This window comes from Streptomyces bathyalis (assembly GCF_015910445.1).
Lineage (GTDB): Bacteria > Actinomycetota > Actinomycetes > Streptomycetales > Streptomycetaceae > Streptomyces > Streptomyces bathyalis.
In genome coordinates, this window is sequence record NZ_CP048882.1 from 497,797 (window position 1) to 517,173 (window position 19,377).

A 19,377-nucleotide genomic window follows, 5' to 3' on the forward strand; every position below is an offset into this window, starting at 1 on the left:
GGACGTCCTGTCGGTGCCTCTGGGCATGCTGACCTCATGACCTACACGCATCCGAGACGGCCGTGTCCGGTCTGCCGCCGCCTCATCTCGACGCCGGCCGGGAAATTCGCCCGGCACGACCCTCCGGACCGCGGTGGCGTCCGCGCATTTCTCGTCTCGTGCACCGGCAGCCTCCGCGACGCGCCGCCGGGCGGAGAGCAGCCGCTGCTGCCGCCGTTCGAGGACGGCGACAGGAGCGACGACGGCATGGTGCAGGAGGAGCTGTTCCCCGAGGACCGGTGACCGGCGCGCCCGGACACCCGGACGCCCGGGGCAACCCGACCGGATCCGGTCCGGGCTCAACTGCCCGGCGGCGTGACCGCGATGAGAGACCGGATCAGTCGGCGGTGAACGAGTGGACCGTGCGGGAACGGAGGATCTCGCCGGGGCGCAGCACCGTGGTGGGGAAGCCCGGCCGGTTCGGGGAGTCGGGGAAGTGCTGCGTCTCCAGGCAGAGGCCGTCGCCCTGCCGGTAGATCGTCCCGGAGCTGCCGGTCAGCGTGCCGTCCAGGAAGTTGCCGCTGTAGAACTGCACGCCGGGTTCGGTCGTGGCGATGTGCATCGTGCGGCCGGACTCCGGGTCGTGGAGCGTCGCTGCCCACTCCGGTTCCGCCATCACGCCCTTGTCGAGGACGAAGTTGTGGTCGTAGCCCTGGGCGTGCAGGAGCTGCGGGTGCGCCACCCGCACGTCGCGTCCGATCTGCTTGCCGGCACGGAAGTCGAACGGCGTGCCCTCGACCTCCGCCAACTCGCCGGTCGGGATGAGCGTCGCATCGACAGGCGTGTAGCGGGCGGCGGCGACCTCCAGCACGTGGTCACGCGCGCTGCCTGCGCCCTCCCCGGCGAGGTTGAAATACGTGTGGCTGGTCAGGTTGACGACCGTGGGTGCGTCCGTCGCCGCCTCGTAGGCGATGCCGAACCTGCCGTCGGAATCGAGCGTGTAAGCGACCTGGACCTGCAGCCTGCCCGGATAACCGGCCTCGCCGGCCGGGCTGACATGGCGCAACAGCAGGCCTGCGTCCCCTTCTTCCTCATACGGTTCCACCGTCCACATCTGCTTGTCGAAGCCCTGGTCACCGCCGTGCAGGCTGTTCGGGCCGTCGTTGACCGGGAGGCGGTACGGCGAGCCGTCGAGGGTGAACGTGCCGCCTGCGATGCGGTTTCCATAGCGGCCGATGAGCGCGCCGAAGTAGGGGCTGCTGTCGACGTACGACGCGAGGTCGCCGAAGCCCAGTGCCACGTTGGCCTGCCGGCCGTGCCGGTCCGGCACTTCGAGCGACTGGACGACACCGCCGTAGGACAGCACCCGCAACCGGGTGCCGCCCCGGTCCATGGTCCACCAGTCGACACGGGTGCCGTCGGGCAGCGTGCCGAAGTCCTCTTTCTCCACGGTGTGGCCTGCCCCTTTCGCCGTTCGTGCTTTCCTTCCGTACCGCGCTCTCGCCCCTTCGGGTCAGCTCAAGCGCTCGACGCGCGCGAGCCACTCGGTGAGGAGGGCGCGCAGGAGTTCCGGTTGCTCGTGAGGCAGGGCGTGGCCCGCGTCGTCGAGCACGGCGAGTGAGGCGTGCGGGTAGTGGCCGACGAGGTCGGTGGCGGCGGCGTACCCGACCGTCGAGTCCAGCCGTCCCGCCACGACCACTGTCGGACCGGCGAAGGCCGGCGCGTGATCAGGAGTGAGCGCCCACCGTTCGCCGATCCGCTCGAGCGCCGCCTCATCGACGAGCGCGGCGGCCGGGGCGACGTGACGTTCGTACCGTTCGAGCATCTCCGGGGTTTGGATGACGAAGTAGCCCCGGAAGACGTCGTCACCGAGCTCACCCGATCCGGCGACGACGCGGTGCTCCGGCACGTCGCGCAGTCCGGGCAGCAACGGACAGACGAGCGCCAGACCAGCGACCTGCGCCGGACGTCTCTCGGCCATCGCCTGCGCGTAGTACGCGCCCGCCGAGTGCCCGACGAGGAGGTAGGCGGTCCCGCCCATGACCTCGTCGGCGAAACCGAGCAGCGTGTCGAGGACGTCGTCGGCGCTGCGCAGTGTCTCGGGAGCGCTGGTCCGGCCCATTCCGGGGAGGTCAGGGTAGATCCGCCGCATCCCCGCGATGCCGTCGAAACCCGACTCGAAGCAAGCCTCGGCCTCGCGGTGGTCGACCCCGGCGCCGTGGAGCACCAGCACGGGTCGACCGGTGCCGTACTCCACGTAATGGACCGCCACCTGGCCCACTCGGATCTCCATCCCCGCAAGCTATCGCAGGGGGCGTGACGACAGCGCTGCCGCAACGGGACCGTCCGCGCACGGAGCATCCTGCCGAACTCGTCCGGCCCGCGCGGATTGCCGACTCCCCACGTCCCCAGGGTGGTTGGCCCAGCCGAAGGCCAACCACCCTGTGGTGCGGAGGGAGTTACGCCTGGAGCCACCACGGGCTGGAGTACGCCACGCCCCAGTCGTTGCACGGGTGGTCGGCGGGGCCCGGCGAGGGGTTGGCTTGGCTCGGGTCGGAGATGCGCAGGACGATCCAGTTGCCGTCGTCCGCGTTGAGGGGGACGGTGAACTTCGTCAGCTGGTTGGACTGGGTCTCGATGACGTCCGCGACGGCCGGCGCGTCCGAACCGGGGCGCAGGACCTGGACGTTGAGGGGCTTGCCCTCCCACTCGGGGCCGCGGTCGAGGTCGACGGTGAACTGGACGTCGCCGGACGTCACGCCGAGGGTGCCGCCCATCTGGACTCCGTTGGCCACCGCGTCAAGTCGCAGGCCGGACACGCGCGTTGCGAAGAACCGGCGGGCCCGCATCGCCTCGAAGACGCCCGCGCGGGTGTTCTCGGTGACCCACAGCCCGCTGCGTCCCTTGCCCTCGGGGAAGCCCCAGTTGGTGCCGTGCTCGTCGGTGACGCCCGTCAGGCCGGTGCGCCAGCCGGCGTTGAGGCACGCGACGAGGGGTGAGCGGCCCTTGTCGGACCAGCCGTCGAAGATGTAGTCGTCGCCCCGGTTGAACATCTCCAGGCCGACCATCTTCTCCAACACCCCTGCGGAGAAGCTGAAGTTGTCGAACATCTGGGCCTCGCGCCCCGGGTGGTTGAAGCTGGCGACGGCGTCGCGGCTCTGCAGCCAGCTGTAGAGCGAGTCCGGGCTGCCGGCGCCGCCGAGGTCGACCCATTCGTCGGTGAACCAGACGTTGGCGTGGCCCTGAAGCGGGTGGGACCACTCGAAGCCGCGGATGGCGGTGTAGGCCCCGGGGTCGTTGGCGGCATCGGCCAGCTGGCCCGTGCGGTCCCATTCCTCGGAGCTGAGGCCCTCGACGGACAGCAGGGTGGCGTGGTCGGTGAGGGCGGCGACGTCCAGCCCCGCGTCACGCAGCGAGGCGAAGGCGAGCTCGGGGTCGCCGTCGCCGTCCGACATGGCGGTGTGGTTGTGCATGTCGGCGTGGACGAGGGTGGTGCCCTGGGTGAGGCGGGAGGCTCTGGCCGCTCCGGTGCGCTTGACCGGTATGTCGGACGATCTGGCGGTCCGGGTGCTGGCCGCACTCGCGGCCCCCGGCGCCGAGGCGAGAATGAGGAGGCCGCTCGCACCGGCGAGCATTGCCCGTCTGCTGGGCGTGCGGTGGTGACCGTGGTCGTGACCGTGGCTGTGTTGGTGGTCGTGTGTCGTCATGCGGGGTATTTCAGCGCAGCGCGGCCTACTCGTCAGTACCCCGCGCACGACGGATGGTTGAACTCTTCCCCTTCGGAGCAAATCCGCGACCGCGTTCCCAACTGCAACCAGGAAAGCGGAAGTTGACCTTCATGTCGCACTGGGGTCGGAAGCTCCGCTGCGTCTCCCATCACCGGCCCGTACGAATGAACCGATTCCCGCCGTAGGCTGAAAGTCGCGCGCGAAGGACAGGAGGCTGAGGTGGCCGAGGCGACGCTGACCGAGACGACCGTGGCCGAGGTGATGGCCGAGCTGGCCGAACTCGAGGACCCGAAGATACGCGAGGTGAACGAGAGACACGGTGACGATCACGGTGTGAACCTCACCAAGCTCCGCGCTCTCGCCAAGCGGCTGAAGACGCAGCAGGAACTCGCGTGCCGTCTCTGGGAGACGGGCGACACCGCCGCGAGACTGGTGGCGATCCTGATCTGCCGCCCGAAGGCATTCGAGCGTGACGAGCTGGACGTCATGTTGCGCGAGGCGCGACGGCCCAAGGTGCACGACTGGCTCGTGAACTATGTGGTGAAGAAGAACCCGCACTCCGAAGAGCTGCGCCAGACCTGGTACGCCGATCCGGATCCGGTGGTCGCGAGTGCCGGCTGGGCGCTGACCACCGAACGCGTGACGAAGAAGCCCGAGGTACTCGACCTCGCGGGACTGCTCGACGTCATCGAGGCGGACATGAAGGACGCCCCGGATCGCCTGCAGTGGGCGATGAATCACTGCCTTGCCCAGATCGGGATCGACCACGCCGAGCACCGCGCTCGTGCGATGGACATCGGTGAGCGCCTGGAGGTGCTCAAGGACTATCCGACTCCCCGGGGTTGCACGTCACCGTTCGCGCCCATCTGGATCACCGAGATCGTGCGCCGACAGAACGAGAAGTAGGAGGGTTCGCGCGCACGCTCGTGCCGGAACTCCCTCAGAACCCCGCCGTCCCGAAGTCACGTCGAAGCCCGCCGGCTGAGAGCGAATCTCCAAGCCGGCGGGCTTTCGGCTTTCTCGTGGAATGGCTGGCGTCCCCCCGCCGTCTGCGGCGTGCCGCCGCTCCGCGAAGAAGTTGCCCGTCCGCTGTGGGGCGACAAAGCGAAAGGCAAGGAGGTCGTCCGCTCCTTGCCACTCTCAACGTATAGCGCACGGGGGGCCTTGCGGCAAGACCCGGGGTGTGCCGCAGAATCACCCGCCGAAGCCACAAACGGGCGGAAATGGGGGGTGCGAAGTGCGTGTGGTGTTGTCGACGTACGGGTCGCGAGGGGACGTCGAGCCGCTGGTGGGGCTGGCGGTGCGGTTGAGGGAACTCGGCGCGGAGGTGCGGGTGTGCGCCCCGCCCGACGAGGACTTCGCACAGCGGCTGGCCGGTGCCGGTGTGCCGCTGGTGCCCGTCGGTCCCTCGGCGCGCGCGCTGACGAAGGCTGCGCCGGCACCGTCATCTCTGCCCCAGCGTGCGGCCGAGTTGATCGCGAGCCAGTTCGACGTGCTCCCCTCGGCAATCGAGGACTGCGACGCGCTGGTGGCGACTGGCGTGATGCCGGCGGCGGCCGGCGCGCTGTCGGTGGCCGAGAAGCTGGGCATCCGCTCGGTGTCCGTCACCTTCCAGCAGCTCACCCTGCCCTCACCGCACCATCCGCCGCTCGCGTACCCGGGCCGGCCGTTCCCTCCGGACGTGACCGACAACCGCGTGCTGTGGGATCTGGACGCCCGGAGCATCAACGAGCTGTTCGGTGAGGCGCTCAATACGAACCGGGCGACGATCGGCCTGCCTCCGGTGGGCGACGTCCGCGGCTACGTCATCGGCGAACAGCCGTGGCTTGCGACGGATCCCGTCCTCGACCCGTGGCTGGAGCCGTCGGATCTCGGCACCGTACAGACCGGCGCGTGGATCCTGCCGGACGAACGCCCGCTACCGGACGGGCTGTTGGCGTTCCTCGACGCGGGCGCGCCACCGGTGTACGTGGGCTTCGGCAGCATGCCCATGCACACCGCGGCGGACGTGGCCCAGGTGGCAGTCGAAGCGGTCCGCGCGCAGGGCCGCCGCGCGGTCGTCCTCCAGGGCTGGGCCGACCTGGCACTGACCGACGACCGGGACGACTGCTTCGTCGTCGGCGAGGTCAACCAGCAGGCACTCTTCCGCCGGGTGGCTGCCGTCGTGCACCACGGCGGCGCGGGCACCACGACGACAGCCGCACGGGCCGGCGCGCCACAGGTGGTGGTGCCGCAGGCAACCGACCAGCCGTACTGGGCGAGTCGTGTGACCCGGCTCGGAATCGGCGCGGCACACGACGGCCCGGCTCCGACCGTCGAGTCCCTGTCGGCTGCGCTCAGAACGGCACTGACCCCCGAGACCCGCGCACGGGCGTCCGCCGTGGCCGGCACGGTCCGCACCGACGGAGCGGCGGTGGCCGCGAACCTGCTGCTCGACGCGATCAGCCAGGACAAGGCACCCGTCTCCGTGTGAACCACGCGGCTCATCGAGCCCGGCCCCGCAACACCAGAACCCGCACGCCCTCGCGACCCGACCCGGCAACACCACGGAGCCGCACATCGGACGGGGCATCGCTCGTCGTGGAGACCGGGTTCGTCACGCCGGTCCCTGCGCTTGCTCCGCGCGGTGGCCGCGAGCGACCCCAGATCGGAACTGATGAGATGAATCCCCTGACCACGAGCGCGTTCGATCTTCCCGTCCACCTCTCCGCCAAGGCCGACCCGGCGCTGATCGCCGGCGACGAAGAGCACTTCGCTGCCATCGCGGAGAGCCTGGAGCAGACGATCACCGAACTCTCCGACCGCCTCGACGCCGAACGCAGGGCACCCGGCGGCATCGGCCGTGCGGCGATGGACCGGGACGTGGAGATCCACCGGCTGACCGCCCGCCTGCGCGCGCTGCGTCGCTTCGGCCTGAACCTGTGCCTCGGACACATCGTCGGTACGGACGACACCGAGCCCGTGTACATCGGACGGCTCGGCCTCACCGACAGCACCGGGCGCCGGCTGCTGCTCGACTGGCGCTCCCCCGCCGCCGAACCGTTCTTCGCGGCGACCCACGCCAACCCGATGGGCCTGGCCAGCCGCCGCAGATACCGATGGACCCGCGGCCGGATCAGCGACTACTGGGACGAGGTGTTCACCGCTGACGGGCTCGAAGGGCACGCCGCGCTCGACGACCAGTCCGCGTTCATCGCCAGCCTCGGCAGCAGCCGGTCGGCCCGGATGCGGGACGTGCTCACCACCATCCAGGCCGACCAGGACGCCATCATCCGGGCCGGTTCCCGGGGTGCTCTCGTCGTCGACGGCGGCCCGGGTACGGGGAAGACCGTCGTCGCTCTGCACCGCTCCGCCTACCTCCTCCACTCCGACCCCCGCCTCGGCCACCGTCGGGTAGGCGTGCTGTTCGTCGGTCCGCACCAGCCGTATCTGGCGTACGTCGGTGACGTCCTGCCCAGCCTCGGTGAGGAGGGAGTGCAGACCTGCACCCTGAGGAATCTCGTTCCCGAGGGCGCCGGGGCAACCGTGGAGGCCGACCCGCGGGTGGCCCTTCTGAAGTCGTCGGCGGAGATGGTCAAGGCGATCGAACCGGCCGTCGGCATCTACGAGGAGCCGCCCACCGAGGGGATGGCCGTCTCGACCCACTGGTCCGACATCTGGCTCAGCGCCGGCGACTGGGCGGCGGCGTTCGAAGCAGTGGAGCCGGGCACGCCGCACAACGAGGCGCGTGACCAGATCCGGGAGGAGCTGCTCACGATCCTGATGGACAAGGACGAGAGCGACGCCTCGCCCGACCTGCTCCGGCGGTCGCTGCTTCAGGACAGGGAGCTGATCAGGACCCTCAACCGTGCGTGGCCGATGCTGGAGCCGACCGACCTCGTCGAGGATCTGTGGTCGGTGCCCGCCTACCTGCGCAAGTGCGCTCCCTGGCTCGGCCCCGACGACGTACGGAAGCTGCAACGCGAGGACGCCCGGGCCTGGACCGTGTCCGACCTGCCGCTCCTGGACGCGGCCCGCCGGCGGCTCGGCGACCCGGAGGCGTCACGGCGCAAGCTGCGGCACGAGGCGACCGTCGCCGCCGAACGCGCGCGCAGGGCCGACGTCATCGACAACATCCTCGAGGCCGACGACGACGGCGAAGGTGCGGTGACGATGCTGCGCGGGCAGGACCTGCAGGACAGCCTGATCGGTGACAGTCCTTTGCCCGGCGCCGAACCGGACGTGCTCGCCGGGCCGTTCGCGCACGTCGTCGTGGACGAGGCTCAAGAACTGACCGATGCCGAGTGGCAGATGCTGCTGCAGCGCTGCCCGTCGCGGAGCTTCACCATCGTCGGGGACCGCGCACAGGCCAGGCACGGGTTCACCGAGTCGTGGCAGGAACGGCTGGAACGGGTCGGGCTGGAACGGATCGACGTGGCTTCCCTGAGCGTCAACTACCGGACGCCGGAAGAGGTCATGGCGGAAGCCGAGCCGGTCATCCGGAGCGTTCTCCCGGACGCCAACGTGCCGACCTCCATCCGGTCCAGCGGCATCCCCGTGCTGCACGGATCCGTTTCGGAGCTGGACTCCATCCTCAGCACCTGGCTCGCGGCGCACCCCGAGGGAACCGCCTGCGTCATCGGCGATCCCACGTTCCGGCCTACGTCCCGCGTGCGGTCGCTGACCCCGGAGCTGTCGAAGGGACTGGAATTCGACCTGGTGGTGCTCGTCGGCCCCGAGGAGTTCGGCAAGGGCGTCGATGGCATCGAAGGAGGGGTCGACCGCTACGTGGCGATGACCCGGGCGACACAGCAGCTCGTCATCCTCCCCAGTTCCTGACGCCGTACGGGACCGATGCCGGGGAGACAACACCGCCCGGCCGCAGGGAAGTTCAGCCCGGGACGCCGACGGGCGGCCCGGAACACTGCGTAATCGGCTCGCGCCCGGGTGTGCATGCGCCTTAGCCTGCGCGCCATGTCAACGGCACCCGTTCTCACGCCCCCGGGCGGACGACTTCCCGCGCTGGTACCAGGACCTGATCAGCAAGGCCGAACTGGCCGAGAACGGGCCGGTCCGCGGCACCATGGTCATCCGGCCGTACGGCAGTGGCTGTCAGCGACGCAGTTGGGCGTTGAGCCGGGCGGCCTGGCGCGTCAGGTGTTCACGCTCGGCGAGGTTGGGTGCCTTCTCGGCCGCCTCGACGTACAGCCGTGCCGCCTTCGCCAGGTTCCCGTCGCGCTCGTGGAGGTACGCCGCTACCGCGGCACGGCGGGGCAACGAGTCTCCCCGGCTCGAAGACCCGCTCGGTGCGGACTCGTCCAGCGCCGCGAGCGCCACAAGGCCGGCGCGCGGTCCGTCGGCCTCCCCTACGGCCACCGCGCGGTTGAGCCGGACGACCGGGCTGTCGGTCAGGCGCGTGAGCTCGTCGTACCACTCGACGATCTGCACCCAGTCGGTCTCCTCGGCGGTGGGCGCGTCCGCGTGGAGTGCCGCGATGGCGGCCTGCGCCTGGAACTCGCCCAGCCGGTCGCGGGCGAGAGCCGCCTGCAGGATCTCCACGCCCTCGGCGATCAGTTTCGTGTCCCACCGGCCGCGGTCCTGCTCGGCGAGCGGCACCAGGCTGCCGTCGGGCGCGGTCCGGGCGGCGCGCCGGGCGTGGTGGAGCAGCATCAGCGCGAGCAGCCCGGCCACCTCGGGGTGGTCGAAGGCGGCCGCGAGCTGCCGGGTGAGCCGGATGGCCTCGGCGGCGAGGTCGACGTCGCCGGAGTACCCCTCGTTGAAGACGAGGTAGAGGACGCGCAGCACGGTGGCGGCGTCACCGGGCTGGTCGAACCGCACGCCGGAGACGGTGCGCTTGGCCCGGCTGATGCGCTGCGCCATGGTCGCCTCAGGCACCAGGTAGGCCTGCGCGATCTGGCGGGTGGTCAGCCCGCCGACGGCGCGCAGCGTGAGGGCGACCGCGGACGACGGCGTCAGCGACGGGTGGGCGCACAGGAAGTAGAGCTGAAGCGTGTCGTCCGCCGCGGGCACGGGCCCGGGTGCCGGTTCCTCGTCGACGAGGTCCTCGCGCCGGCGGCGGGCGGTCTCCGCCCGGGTCGCGTCGAGGAACCGGCGCCAGGCCACGGTGACCAGCCAGCCCTTGGGGTCCCGGGGCGGTTCGGCCGGCCAGACGCGGACCGCCTCGACCAGCGCGTCCTGAACGGCGTCCTCGGCCGCCGCGAAGTCTGCTCCGCGGCGGACGAGGATCCCGAGCACGCTCGGCGTGAGGCTCCTGAGCAAGACCTCGTCCACCTGAGAGGTCACTCCGTGATGGTGGGGGGCTCGGTCAGGAACGGGCGCAGCTCGAGCCACTCATGGATCGGCTTCCCGTCCGCCCCCGGGGCGGCCGACAGCTCCCCGGCAAGCTCGACGGCGCGCTCATAGGTGTCCACGTCGATCACCATCCAGCCGGCGATGACGTCCTTGGTCTCGGCGAACGGTCCGTCGGTGACCGGCGGGCGCCCCTCTCCGTCGTAGCGGACCCATGTCCCCTCGGGGGCGAGCGCCTGACCGTCGACGAACTCCCCTGTCTTCTCCAGCCGGGCCGCGAAGTCGTTCATGTACTGGATGTGCGCCGAGATCTCCTCCGGCTTCCACTGGTCCATGGGCACGTCGTTGACCGCCGCCGGTGCGCCGCGGTAGTGCTTGAGCAGCAGGTACTTGGACATCGTGTCTCTCCTCGGTACTGGTGCGACCATTCTGGCCGCGTTCATACCGGGGACGGAGCCGGTCCCGGGTTCTCGACATCACCGGCCAAGATTTTTTGCCCTCATCGGAGAAGCCCGGGTGAGCCGTCCCGTCGTGTCCGGCAACAGGCCCGGCGCAGCGTCGGACGCCGCTGGTCACGGGACCGTGCCGTGAGCCGTCCCGTCGAAGTACCGGTCCTGGAGTTCCCGTGCCCTTCTGCGGACGCGAGCGATTCCCGAGGGCCGGTTGAACGGGGCATAGGGCGGCCACAGGAAGACGAGGACGGCGAGCTCCTCTGCCACCAGGGCGCGTTCCAGAGCGACGCGGTCGCAGCGGCGGCCGTCCAGACAGGAGTGGATCAGCTCGCGAGGGACCCTCACTCGTTGCCCAACCGCCCGCCGCCGGGCCCTCGCGGCCGCGGCAGGCCGACCGCAGGCGCGGCACCAGAGCCTGCAGGGCGACCTCGTGCCGGGCACGGACGAGCACGCCCTAGCCTCCGCGCGCTGCCGCTGACCAGCGCTTTCGCTATCACTAGGGTATTCCCTACCTCCGCGCGGCAAAGAGGGCATCCCCGCACACGCCCTGCCTAATCTGTGGGCCGTCACCTTGCACGGCCGTTCGGCACGCAACCTCACCCGGCCCCCCGCCGGGTGCGCCGCTGTGCCTGAACGGGCCCCCGCGCAGCCGCTGTTCCCCGGCACACACACCGCTTGGCCAAATGAGCCGGCGCACGACCGCACTTCCCAGGAAAGAGGTCTGCCGATGGCGACGACCGTCAAGCCGGTGAAGCTGGATCTGCACCGGCTCGAAGTGATGGCGGAGTCCGACTACTACAACCCGTACACGGTCTTCGACTGGCCGGACACCCTGGAGGAGGACCGGCCGTGGATGAGCGAGGACCTGGTGACCCTCGCCGGGACGGAGAAGTGGGACGAGCTGACACGTGAGCAGCAACTCGCCCTGACCCGCCATGAGGCCGTGAACTTCTTCAGCCTCAACGTGCACGGCATCCGGGAACTGCTCAGCGAAGTCGTGCTCCGCATCCACACCAGGACTTATGCCGAAGCCTCGGAGTTCCTCCACCACTTCATCGGCGAGGAGAACGAGCACATGTGGTTCTTCGGGACCTTCTGCCGCCGCTATCTGGGCAAGGTGTATCCGGCGGTCCCGCAGGTGGGCGTGAGCCGGCTGGAGGGCGTGAGCGAGGCCGCACACGAGTTGCTGGTCTTCGCGCGCATTCTGATCTTCGAGGAGATCGTCGACTACTTCAACGCCCGCATGGCCACGGACCAGGCGCTCCCGCACATCGCACGGGAGATCAACCGCGTGCACCACCAGGACGAGAGCCGCCATGTCGCGTTCGGCAGGCGCCTGTTCACGCAGCTCCTGACCCAGGTTCAGGAGAACAGTCCGCAGGACGTCCCGGTTCTGGCGGAGTACCTGGAGAAGTACCTGCAGTACAGCGTCCAGAGTCTCTACAACCCGGCCGTCTACCGCGACGCCGGGCTGGCCGAGCCCCTGGAGCTGAGGCGTCACCTTCTGGCGCACCCCGCCCGCCACGCCGCGCACGACCGCATCCTGCAGCGCACGCGGAGATTCCTCGCACGCAGCGGCCTCGACACGCAGGGAGCCACGGCATGAGCGACGACAAGATCGCCAAGATCCTCGCCTTCATCCACGAGCGCAACCCGGAAGCGGGTGAACTGGGCCTGGACGACGACCTGATCGACCGACGGGCGGTCGACTCGCTTGCCTTCGTCGAGTTCCTCTACCTGCTGGAGGAGCTGAGCGGCGAGACCATCGATCCGGAGGAGCTCGACCTCGAGGACTTCCGCACGCTCCGGGCCATCGACAAGCGCTTCCTCTCGGGAGCGGTGCACTGATGGACACCGGCACCGGGACGACGGTGAACGACGGGCTGGACGTGCTCGGCGCGGACGAACTGCGCCTGCTGCGCGTCCTCGATGACCTGTTCACGGAATGGGGGGTGCGACTCGGCGCCGAGGAGCGCCGCTACCCGTTCCTGCTGAAGCCGCGTGAACTCGAAGACGTCGACTACTACGAGAACTTCCCGCACCTGGGGCTGGCCGCGGCGACGGCCGATCCCAAGCTGCTCGGCGAACTGCGGGCCGTCCGCGAGGCCCCGCTCGCCGAACTGCCAACGGAGGTCCTCCACGACGCCGCTCTGGCGCTGCCTTCGGCCGCCTGCTACTCGGTCTACTTCCATCTGCGCGGGCAGACGCTGCCGTCGGAGGAGAACCGGGTCACCACCCGCGCGACCTGCTTCCGCAATGAGACGCAGTACGAGGGCCTGCGGCGGCTGCTCGGCTTCTCCATGCGCGAGATCGTCTTCGTCGGCCACGCCGCCGGCGCCACGGAGCACCTGGAGCGGACCAAGGAGCTGGTGCTGGGTTTCGCGGACGCACTCGGCCTCGCGATGGACACCCGCACGGCAACTGACCCGTTCTTCGACAGCCGCAGTTCGCGCGCCACCATGCAGCGGCTGTTCCCGGTGAAGGAGGAATTCGTCGTCGACGGTCTGGCCGTCGGCTCGGTGAACTACCACCGCAACTTCTTCGGGGAGCGCTGCGCCATCGCCCTCCCGGACGGCACGCCCGCGTCCACCAGTTGCTGCGCCTTCGGTCTGGAGCGATGGGTGCACATCCTCAGCACCCGCTTCAGCGGCGCCCGTGACGCCGCCGAGGCAGTAGCTCGCAGCAGCGTGAACGCGTGAACTCTCCCTTCCGCCCTCCGACTTCCCACCGAAGGTGAACCGATGACCGACATGACCGTCGACGACGTGCTCGAGACCGGCACCGTCCAGGTGTCCGACGACATCCGGCTCAGCTACGAGAGACGCGGATCCGGCACGGACATCGTGCTGCTCAACAACTTCTTCGTGGACCGCAAGTCCTGGCGGGCCTACACGGGGGACCTCGCCGCTGCGGCACGCCTCACCGCCTACGACCTGAGAGGTCAGGGCGAATCGACCCCGCTGGCCGACGAACCGGTGTGGGAGGAGCACATCAGCGACCTCAAGGCGCTCTTCGACGGTCTGGGTATCGAGAAGGCGTTCCTGGTGGGCACGTCCTTCTCGACGCTGCTCTGCCGGGACTTCGCGATCGCCCACCCGGACCGGGTGCACGGGCTGGTGCTCGCCAGTCCCGCGCTGAGCCCGTACGGGCCACAGCGGCTGCGCCGGCTCACCAAGTCCTGGCTGCACACGCTCGACACCTCGGGCCTGGCCGTCCTGCACGACCAGGTCTATCCGCTGGTGTGCAGCGACCGTGCCGTGGAGGAGGTGGGCACCGCCGGATTCCTGGGTTACAAGCAGAACTTCCTCGGCATCCACACCGTCGAGTCGCTGCGGGCCGGCCTGCTGGCCTCGACGAAGGCGCCCCTCGACCCGCAGACCCTCACCCAAGTGCGGCAGCCGACACTGCTGTTCGTCGGCGGCGACGACTTCTCGCTGAGCCTCGACGCAACGGAACGGCTGACCAAGCTCCTGCCGGACGCCACCGCGGTCATCGTGCCGCACGGCGGGCACGCGGCCTTCGTCGAGGAGTCCGAGTGGTTCAACCGGGAAGTGCTGGCCTTCGTCCGGCGAGTGACCGGAACGGATGAGTGAGCCCGCTCCTTCCCGGAACGTCTCCACCTGGACGGGCAGCGGTGAACGCCGGTCCTGCCGGTCCGCAGTTCTGCGATGAGCTGCTGCTGCACGGCCCCGGCGGCAGTGTGCGCGTCGTGGTGGAGACCGCTCCGGTGCGTCCGCCCCGCACCGTCGCCGAGCAGCACCGCGCCGGTCGCCTGGCAACCGCCGCGGCGCTGCGGCGGGCCGGAAGCAGGGTGAGAACCGTGGGCCGGCGGCGCGATGGTGCACCGAAGTTCCCGCCGGGCATCGCCGGCTCCCTCACGCACACCGAGGACCTGGCCGTGGCGGCGGTGGCACCAGGCGCCCGCGGAGTCGGCGTCGACCTCGAACCGCGCCTCCCGGAGCGGCGGTTGCACCGGTTCCTGCTGAACGAGGAGGAGCGTGCCCTGCTGTGGCGGGACGGTGACCGGGCGGGGCTGCGGAGGCTGTTCGCCGCGAAGGAGGCCGCTTTCAAGGCGCTGTCCGGCTACCGCGGCGCGCACGGCGGTCTCTTCTGGCGGGTCCGGCTCGTCCTGTTCGGGGATCAGCTGTGGGCGCGTGCGGGTGACCAGTACGCGCTGGTCCGGGCAGCCGCCGCGCCGGACTTCGCGTTCGCCGTGGCAGTCCGCCTCGATGAGCCTCCCCCATTTGCCAACTCGCCCCGCACGCAACGGGCTTGGCGTCCGGCAACGGAGAGAGGACCACAGCCGCCGCATCGCCTGTGAGTGGGAGCTCCGCGAGTCATCCGAGTCACCCGAGAAGGGACCACGGACCCATGCAAGCCGTTTCCTACACCGCCCAGTGGATGGCCGCCGCCCGCGCGCTGGAATCCGAGCGCGACGACGCGCTGTTCACCGACCCGCTGGCCGAAGCGCTCGCCGAGCCCAGGGGCTCCGAGATGATCGAACGCTATGCGGGCGGCGGGCTGCTGCCGTTCATCTCCATCCGCACCCGCTTCCTGGACGACGCGATCGGCGACCTGCTGGCGGACGGCTCCATACGGCAGGTGGTGCTGATCGCCGCCGGGATGGACACCCGGGCGTTCCGGCTGCGGTGGCCCGACGGCACCGATCTGTACGAGGTCGACCACGGCCCGCTCATCGAGGAGAAGCGGCGCCGCCTGGAGGCCCTCGGCGCGACGCCGGCGGTGCGGCGCCACGAGCTGTCCGCCGATCTCACCCAGGAGTGGCTTCCCGAGTTGGAGATGGCCGGGTTCGATCCGTCGCGCCCCACGCTCTGGATCGCCGAGGCGCTGACGTTCTTCCTCACCGAGGCTCAGGCGGCAGGGCTGCTCCGGCTGCTGGCCTCCCACTCGGCTCCCGGCAGCCACATCGCTCTCGACATCCTCGGCAGAGGACTGCTGCGCAACCCCTTCTCCAGGACCTTTCTGGACCGCCTGGCCGCCGACGGCACTCCGTGGGTCTTCGGCACGGACGAGCCCGAGGAGTTCCTCGCGGCCAACGGCTGGGACGTCGTATGCCTCAGGGAGCCGGGGCAGCCGGGCGCCGGTGAGGGCCGCTGGCCCTACCAGGTCCAGCCCCGCGACCGCCGCCACGCCAACCGCCTGTGGCTCATCCGCGCACGCCTGGCGGCGGGGTGACGCACTCGCGGGCCCCGGGTCAGATCCACCGCCGGCGAGTGGCTTGCACTCCGGCCTCGAACCGGCTGGAGGCTCCGAGCCGCTTCATCAGCTCGCTCACCATCCGCCGCTCCGTGCGGACCCCGATACCCAGGGCGCGCGCCGCGGCTTCGTCCGTGAGGCCGGTGCCGAGGAGCTGGAGCAATTTCCGCTCCTGCGGGGTGAGTTCGCAGGACGGAGCGTCACTCACGTCGACGAGCTGGTTGGCGGACGAGGCGTGTTCCCAGTACGCCTCGAAGAGCGCGCGCATCGCGAGCACCACGGGCTGCCCGGTGAAGAGCAACGCCGACGTCCCGCTCTGCCCGGGCAGGCCGGCGACCATCGCCGCGCTCGTGTCGATGACGAGCAGCTGCAGCGGCAGGGTCGGGGAGGTCCGGACGTCGCCGTTGTTCTCCATCATCCACTGGGCGTGCGTCCGGCCCACACGGTCGTTGGCGATGCTGTCGAGATAGATCGAGCGGAACTTCACGCCCCGCGCCAGCGCCTGCTCGATCAGGGACCGTCCCGTCTGGATCGCCCCCACCCCCGGTCCGCTCCCGGGGTGGAAGGCGAGGAACTCGGTCGTGCAGGACTCGGCGAGGGCCTCCAGCCGGATCCGTATCTCGTCGAGGTGGTGCAACTCCTCGACGCGGTCGCCGGCTTCGGACTGGCGGGAAGCGGTGTATTCGGCGTCCAGTGACGCGAGTGCTGCCCGCTCCTGCTCGATGCGCTGCTGACGCCAGGTCAACTCGTCCTGCTCACGCCGCAGAAGCATCTTCAGGCCGATCCGGGGGTTCACCGCGCGCAGTGTGCCGGGCGCGTCCCGGGAAGGAGCCAGGAGGGAGAGGTCGGCCAAGCGCTGAAGTACGGCCTCCACCTCGTCGGTCTCCAACTCCAGCAGCTCGCTGAGCGTCACCGAGTCCTGCTCCTTGTGGAAGAGGATCGCCCGGTACACCTCGAGGGCCTGCTGGTCGAGCAACGCGCCCCTGTCCAATTGCCCCCCTGAGAACCCGTGTCACATGCCGCCCGTAGGCCGGGCCGGTGCCGGCCATCCGGTGCCCGCGGCAACGATCCGTTCCGACCGGCTGAAAATCCCCCCGACGCTACCCAGCCGGAGGACCCGGTATCCGCCGCGCCGGTCCGCGGACCGCACCTGCCGCGCCGCGGGCCCCGTTGCCGGTCACGGCGAGATTGGACCACATGCGGGGCGCCTGCCGGGCGGCGTTCGCGATAGTGGGCTGCCCGAGCGGCGCGGCACCCACCGAGGCTGTGCGCGAATCTGCCGCCGCAGAGTGACGACCGGGACGCCCGGGGCCGCCAATTCAGGACGGCGACAGAACGGGATCTTCCGCACGGATCGCCCTGTGCAGCTTGCTGCCCGGCAGCTTGTTGCCTGCGGCGGCGTGACCCCAGGAGTGCCCCGCCTTGGGAATATGTCCCCCGGTCCGGCCGCGCAGACGCGCTCGGCTCTGCGCCTGCCGGACGCAGTCCCCCGGCGTGTGGTCCCGCGCTCGTCATGCGCGCCCGGCCACACGTGGCGCAGTGGTCGCACGTCCGTATGCATTCCGAGAAAGGTCTGCGTTGTGAGATCGCAAGGGCACACCGAACCCCGCTCCGTCCCGCGTTCCCGGTCGGCCAACGGCCGGCGGGCCCATCTGGCCAGCCTGGACGCCTCGTTGACCGTCATCGCGGCGGACGTGGGATTCCTGCGGCAGTTCGGCGGCACGGCGGCCGAGATCTGCGGCCGGAGCATCTGCGACCTGCTGCGCCTCAACGCCTCCCCCGCACTCGACGAGCACTTCAACCGGCTGCTCGACGGCCGCAGTTCGCGCTTCACCGAGCGTGTGGTCGGTCTCTGCGGTCCGCACGCCGGCTTCTCCGCCGGGCTGACGGGAATCGCCGTGCACACCGAGGCCACCTCCGTGGCCTGTGCCGTCCTTCTCCGACCGGACGACGGTTCGCCTCTCCCCCACGCGGACGGCGTCCCCCACCAGGAACGGGAGGCGCTGCTACCCCTCGGTGCCCGGATACTCGAAGGCGTCGCGGGCGGCGCCTCGACCGAGCAGCTGGCTTCCCGTCTCTACCTCAGCAGGCAGGGCGTGGAATACCACGTGGGGCAGATGCTCCGTCAGCTCGAAGTGCCCAACCGCGCCGCCCTCGTGGCCCGAGCCCACTCCAAGGGCATGTTCGCGCCGGGTGTCTGGCCGCCGCGGATCCTTCCGGGGTCCGTCAAGCAGTTCCGCCGGCGCGTACCTGCCACCGCTTCGCAGGGGCCCTTCTGTCCGTAGGGACCAAGGGAATGCGCCGGGCCCCAACGTGGCGTCTTTCCCGTCCGATTGACGTGGACCTCGGCGACCGAAGGCTCAGCGGTCACCGCGCGGGCCCGGGAGACGAATGTGGCGGTGATCGGCCAATGAATTCCCGACCGCGCGGCAGTTCCTGTCCGGCGTTCCACCGTGCACTTCCCGGTGCCTGAGTCGCGCGCCCGTCCCGGACGGTGAGTCCGGTCGGGCGAACCTTCGAGGGAGAAGAACAACATGAGCACGCAGACGTTGGATCTCGGCAGAACCAGCGCGGCGGAGACGAGAGAGTCCGTCGCGAATTTCCTTGAGAAGTTCCTCACCGAGAAGAAGGAGAAGGCCGTACTCCCGCAGGCGGAGCGACTGCCTCAGATCCTGGCGGAGTTCCTCACGGGAGGAAAGCTCATCCGCCCCCTGCTCACGGTGACCGGATGGGTGGCGGCGGGCGGGGCGAGGGACAGTGAACAGGTCGTACAGGTCGCCGCTTCACTGGAGATGTTCCACGCGTTCGCCCTGATCCATGACGACATCATGGATCACAGTGAACTCCGCAGAGGCCGCCCCACCGCTCACCGCCAGCTCTCCGCGGATCAACAGGGCTCCGGTGCCAGGCACTTCGGTGTCGGCGCGGCAATACTGCTGGGCGATCTCGCTTTCACGTGGTCCGACGAGATACTGCACCGGGCAGACCTCACTCCCGTTCAGTTCGCATCGGTTTTCCCGGTCATCAGCGAGATGCGCAGCGAGGTGATGCTGGGGCAGTATCTCGATCTGCGGGGCACGGGAAACCCGACGGACGACGTGGAGTCGACGCTGACGGTCAGCCGCTACAAGACCGCCAAATACACGGTCGAGCGGCCCCTGCACATAGGAGCGGCCCTTGCGGGCGCCGGCCTCGGGACCATGGACGTCTTCACCGCGTATGCCATTCCGCTGGGCGAGGCCTTCCAGCTCCGCGACGATCTGCTCGGCGTCTACGGCGACGCCCGGACAACCGGGAAGTCCCATCTCGACGACCTTCGCGTCGGCAAGAACACCACGCTTGTCGCGCTCGCCCTGCGTGCCGCCGACCCCGGACAGGCCGCCCTGCTGCACGAGTTGATCGGAAATCCCTCCCTGGACGAAGCGGGTGCCGAACAGGTGCGGAAGATCTTCGCCGAAACAGGCGCCAAAGACACCGTCGAAGAAATGATCGAGAACCGCTACCGGGAGTCCGTCGAAGCGCTGGATGGTGCGCCGTTCGCCGCTGAGGCGATTCACGCCCTCCAGGATCTCGCCCGCAATGCCACTAGGAGGACGTCATGACCCCTGACACCGTCACCCGGCACCCCGCGCCGCTCGCGGACGGCGTTTCCCAAGGCACCGGAATGGCGCGTCGCCTGCCGGGATGTACGGACAGATTCGCCTCGCTGTTCT

Annotated in this window: 19 protein-coding genes and 1 pseudogene; 13 read left to right on the forward strand and 7 right to left on the reverse strand. The window is 69.9% G+C overall.

Annotation, left to right across the window (positions count from 1 at the left end; all coding sequences use genetic code 11):
* Positions 1-36 precede the first annotated feature (36 nt).
* The gene (locus G4Z16_RS02250; RefSeq protein WP_197348915.1) at positions 37-282 is read left to right on the forward strand and encodes a hypothetical protein; all 246 of its coding nucleotides are present in this window, start codon (positions 37-39) and stop codon (positions 280-282) included.
* 94 nt (positions 283-376) lie between these two features.
* Here G4Z16_RS02250 and G4Z16_RS02255 read toward each other — a convergent pair whose 3' ends face one another.
* From G4Z16_RS02255 to G4Z16_RS02265, 3 genes are all read right to left on the reverse strand, one after another.
* The gene (locus G4Z16_RS02255) at positions 377-1,429 is read right to left on the reverse strand and encodes an aldose epimerase family protein (protein WP_281393648.1); all 1,053 of its coding nucleotides are present in this window, start codon (positions 1,427-1,429) and stop codon (positions 377-379) included.
* 63 nt (positions 1,430-1,492) lie between these two features.
* Complete coding sequence (locus tag G4Z16_RS02260) at positions 1,493-2,272, reverse strand: alpha/beta fold hydrolase (protein ID WP_246530637.1); 780 nt, start codon at positions 2,270-2,272, stop codon at positions 1,493-1,495.
* Between the two features lie 166 nt (positions 2,273-2,438).
* Entirely contained in the window at positions 2,439-3,686 is a 1,248-nt protein-coding gene (locus tag G4Z16_RS02265; protein WP_197348916.1) for a CehA/McbA family metallohydrolase, read from the reverse strand.
* Between the two features lie 282 nt (positions 3,687-3,968).
* Between G4Z16_RS02265 and G4Z16_RS02270 the strand changes: the two genes are divergently transcribed.
* From G4Z16_RS02270 to G4Z16_RS33195, 4 genes and pseudogenes are all read left to right on the forward strand, one after another.
* Positions 3,969-4,613, forward strand: a complete 645-nt coding sequence (locus tag G4Z16_RS02270; RefSeq protein ID WP_197354102.1) for a DNA alkylation repair protein — start codon at positions 3,969-3,971, stop codon at positions 4,611-4,613.
* Positions 4,614-4,950: 337 nt separating this feature from the next.
* On the forward strand, positions 4,951-6,180 hold the full coding sequence (locus tag G4Z16_RS02275; protein ID WP_197354103.1) for a glycosyltransferase: 1,230 nt from the start codon (positions 4,951-4,953) through the stop codon (positions 6,178-6,180).
* 188 nt (positions 6,181-6,368) lie between these two features.
* A complete protein-coding gene (gene helR / locus G4Z16_RS02280; protein WP_197348917.1) occupies positions 6,369-8,525 on the forward strand; it encodes an RNA polymerase recycling motor ATPase HelR in 2,157 nt (718 codons plus the stop codon).
* 135 nt (positions 8,526-8,660) lie between these two features.
* A pseudogene (locus G4Z16_RS33195) lies at positions 8,661-8,817 on the forward strand (proline--tRNA ligase); the annotation flags it as partial.
* On the opposite strand, the gene G4Z16_RS02285 reads toward G4Z16_RS33195, so the two are convergent.
* The 3 genes from G4Z16_RS02285 to G4Z16_RS02295 all read right to left on the reverse strand — a co-directional run bounded on the left by G4Z16_RS02285 (position 8,799) and on the right by G4Z16_RS02295 (position 10,792).
* A complete protein-coding gene (locus G4Z16_RS02285; protein ID WP_197354104.1) occupies positions 8,799-9,977 on the reverse strand; it encodes an RNA polymerase sigma factor in 1,179 nt (392 codons plus the stop codon). The pseudogene G4Z16_RS33195 and the gene G4Z16_RS02285 sit on opposite strands and share 19 nt — an antisense overlap.
* A gap of 8 nt (positions 9,978-9,985) precedes the next feature.
* The gene (locus G4Z16_RS02290; protein WP_197348918.1) at positions 9,986-10,393 is read right to left on the reverse strand and encodes a YciI family protein; all 408 of its coding nucleotides are present in this window, start codon (positions 10,391-10,393) and stop codon (positions 9,986-9,988) included.
* A 174-nt stretch (positions 10,394-10,567) separates the two neighbouring features.
* The gene (locus G4Z16_RS02295; RefSeq protein ID WP_197348919.1) at positions 10,568-10,792 is read right to left on the reverse strand and encodes a hypothetical protein; all 225 of its coding nucleotides are present in this window, start codon (positions 10,790-10,792) and stop codon (positions 10,568-10,570) included.
* Between the two features lie 382 nt (positions 10,793-11,174).
* Between G4Z16_RS02295 and G4Z16_RS02300 the strand changes: the two genes are divergently transcribed.
* Genes G4Z16_RS02300 through G4Z16_RS02325 form a run of 6 tightly spaced genes read left to right on the forward strand, consistent with a single transcriptional unit; the run spans position 11,175 to position 15,643 of the window.
* Positions 11,175-12,053 carry a diiron oxygenase gene (locus G4Z16_RS02300; protein ID WP_197348920.1) on the forward strand — a complete coding sequence of 293 codons (879 nt, stop codon included), beginning with the start codon at positions 11,175-11,177 and terminating at the stop codon, positions 12,051-12,053.
* A complete protein-coding gene (locus G4Z16_RS02305; protein WP_197348921.1) occupies positions 12,050-12,295 on the forward strand; it encodes a phosphopantetheine-binding protein in 246 nt (81 codons plus the stop codon). The genes G4Z16_RS02300 and G4Z16_RS02305 overlap by 4 nt, the downstream gene beginning before the upstream one ends.
* Positions 12,295-13,146, forward strand: a complete 852-nt coding sequence (locus G4Z16_RS02310) for a class-II aminoacyl-tRNA synthetase family protein (protein WP_197348922.1) — start codon at positions 12,295-12,297, stop codon at positions 13,144-13,146. The genes G4Z16_RS02305 and G4Z16_RS02310 overlap by 1 nt, the downstream gene beginning before the upstream one ends.
* A 42-nt stretch (positions 13,147-13,188) precedes the next feature.
* Entirely contained in the window at positions 13,189-14,040 is an 852-nt protein-coding gene (locus tag G4Z16_RS02315) for an alpha/beta fold hydrolase (protein ID WP_197348923.1), read from the forward strand.
* 41 nt (positions 14,041-14,081) lie between these two features.
* Positions 14,082-14,768, forward strand: a complete 687-nt coding sequence (locus G4Z16_RS02320) for a 4'-phosphopantetheinyl transferase superfamily protein (RefSeq protein WP_197348924.1) — start codon at positions 14,082-14,084, stop codon at positions 14,766-14,768.
* 50 nt (positions 14,769-14,818) lie between these two features.
* Entirely contained in the window at positions 14,819-15,643 is an 825-nt protein-coding gene (locus tag G4Z16_RS02325) for a class I SAM-dependent methyltransferase (protein ID WP_197348925.1), read from the forward strand.
* Positions 15,644-15,662: 19 nt separating this feature from the next.
* On the opposite strand, the gene G4Z16_RS02330 is transcribed toward G4Z16_RS02325, so the two are convergent.
* Complete coding sequence (locus G4Z16_RS02330; protein ID WP_197348926.1) at positions 15,663-16,655, reverse strand: helix-turn-helix domain-containing protein; 993 nt, start codon at positions 16,653-16,655, stop codon at positions 15,663-15,665.
* A 589-nt stretch (positions 16,656-17,244) separates the two neighbouring features.
* Here G4Z16_RS02330 and G4Z16_RS02335 point away from each other — a divergent pair.
* The gene (locus tag G4Z16_RS02335; protein WP_246530638.1) at positions 17,245-17,949 is read left to right on the forward strand and encodes a response regulator transcription factor; all 705 of its coding nucleotides are present in this window, start codon (positions 17,245-17,247) and stop codon (positions 17,947-17,949) included.
* 249 nt (positions 17,950-18,198) lie between these two features.
* On the forward strand, positions 18,199-19,266 hold the full coding sequence (locus tag G4Z16_RS02340) for a polyprenyl synthetase family protein (RefSeq protein WP_197348928.1): 1,068 nt from the start codon (positions 18,199-18,201) through the stop codon (positions 19,264-19,266).
* Positions 19,267-19,377 lie beyond the last annotated feature (111 nt).

Coding starts and splice junctions, on each gene's coding strand:
- G4Z16_RS02250 (WP_197348915.1), top strand. CDS start 37: ATGACCTACACGCATCCGAGACGGCCGTGTCCGGTCTGCCGCCGCCTC.
- G4Z16_RS02260 (WP_246530637.1), bottom strand. CDS start 2,272: ATGGAGATCCGAGTGGGCCAGGTGGCGGTCCATTACGTGGAGTACGGC.
- G4Z16_RS02265 (WP_197348916.1), bottom strand. CDS start 3,686: ATGACGACACACGACCACCAACACAGCCACGGTCACGACCACGGTCAC.
- G4Z16_RS02270 (WP_197354102.1), top strand. CDS start 3,969: ATGGCCGAGCTGGCCGAACTCGAGGACCCGAAGATACGCGAGGTGAAC.
- helR (WP_197348917.1), top strand. CDS start 6,369: ATGAATCCCCTGACCACGAGCGCGTTCGATCTTCCCGTCCACCTCTCC.
- G4Z16_RS02290 (WP_197348918.1), bottom strand. CDS start 10,393: ATGTCCAAGTACCTGCTGCTCAAGCACTACCGCGGCGCACCGGCGGCG.
- G4Z16_RS02300 (WP_197348920.1), top strand. CDS start 11,175: ATGGCGACGACCGTCAAGCCGGTGAAGCTGGATCTGCACCGGCTCGAA.
- G4Z16_RS02305 (WP_197348921.1), top strand. CDS start 12,050: ATGAGCGACGACAAGATCGCCAAGATCCTCGCCTTCATCCACGAGCGC.
- G4Z16_RS02310 (WP_197348922.1), top strand. CDS start 12,295: ATGGACACCGGCACCGGGACGACGGTGAACGACGGGCTGGACGTGCTC.
- G4Z16_RS02315 (WP_197348923.1), top strand. CDS start 13,189: ATGACCGACATGACCGTCGACGACGTGCTCGAGACCGGCACCGTCCAG.
- G4Z16_RS02325 (WP_197348925.1), top strand. CDS start 14,819: ATGCAAGCCGTTTCCTACACCGCCCAGTGGATGGCCGCCGCCCGCGCG.
- G4Z16_RS02340 (WP_197348928.1), top strand. CDS start 18,199: ATGAGCACGCAGACGTTGGATCTCGGCAGAACCAGCGCGGCGGAGACG.